This is a genomic window from Nitriliruptor sp., from assembly GCF_040882075.1.
In the GTDB taxonomy this organism is placed as follows: Bacteria; Actinomycetota; Nitriliruptoria; order Nitriliruptorales; family Nitriliruptoraceae; genus Nitriliruptor.
Genome location: NZ_JBBEBZ010000044.1, coordinates 36346 through 37400 on the forward strand (window position 1 = coordinate 36346; position 1055 = coordinate 37400).

The following is a 1055-nucleotide window of genomic DNA, read 5'->3' on the forward strand; positions in this document are numbered from 1 at the left end:
CCCCCCCCCCCCGCGTCGCGGACCGGAGGGCCGGCCCCGGACGGTCGCCGTCCGTGCTCGCAGCGGGGCACCGTCCCGGCCCGGTTGGTCGGTCCGCAGCCCCACGTGGCACCCTGCGCGCCTGACGGCCCCTCCGGCCGGCGGGACCGTCCGGGTCCCGCACCCTCCCGACCCGAGGAGCCCGCGTGGACGCGCCCGCCGCCGTGCTCGCGATCGTGCTCGCCACCACCGCCGTCGGCAGCTCGGCGTTGGTCTGGGCGTCGCCGACGTGGGGTGCGGTCCGCCACGGCTACGAGATCCTCACCGGGGCCACGGTCGTCCTGATCGCCTGGGGCGCCTGGGCGGCGTTCGGCGCGCCGATCTCCACCCTCGATGGGACCGGGCAGCTCGGCAACGGCCAACTCGCCCGCACCCTGCTGCTCGCGTTCACCGTCCTGACCGCCCTCGCCGTGGTCGCGCTGGTCGTCAAGGTCCCGCCGATCACCGCTCGCGTCCTGGGCCTCCTCGCCACGCTCGCGGGCCTGGGATCGTTCGTCCCCCTGGCCGCGGTCCGCGCGGGCCTCGCGGGGGGCGGTGGGCGCGACCACGGTGCGCTGCCCGTCGGTGAGGTCGTCCTCGGTGTGGGCGAGCTGCTCGCCGGGGCGATCCTGATGGGCGCGATCTGGGTCGGGATGATCCTCGGCCACTGGTACCTGGTCGAGCGGCGGCTCACCAACCGCTACATGGTCCAGATCGCGTGGGTGAACGTCGCCGCGGTCGGCGCCGGCCTGGTCTCGGTGCTGCTGTCGGCCCGCAACCCCGCTCCCTGCGCGGACCTGTCCGCCGGGGCCGCCTTCCAGCAGTGCGCGCAGACCTTCTCGCCGATCCTCCGGATCGGGTCGATGACCATCATCCTCGGGCTCGGCGTGCTGGCGATCATCGCGCTGATCGCCGGCTTCAACGTCAAGCTCGCCCGCGAGGGGGGACGTTCCATCCAGGCGTCGACCGGGATGTTCTACCTCGCCGTCATCCTGGCCCCGGCCGTGGAGTTCGCCGCCAAGGTGCGCTTCTTCTAG

At 74.6% G+C, this 1055-nt stretch carries 1 protein-coding gene; it reads left to right on the forward strand.

Annotated features, from left to right (window positions below):
- The first annotated feature begins 185 nt into the window (after positions 1 to 185).
- Positions 186 to 1055, forward strand: coding sequence for a hypothetical protein (locus tag WEB03_RS02385; RefSeq protein WP_368069371.1), 870 nt, complete (start codon positions 186 to 188; stop codon positions 1053 to 1055).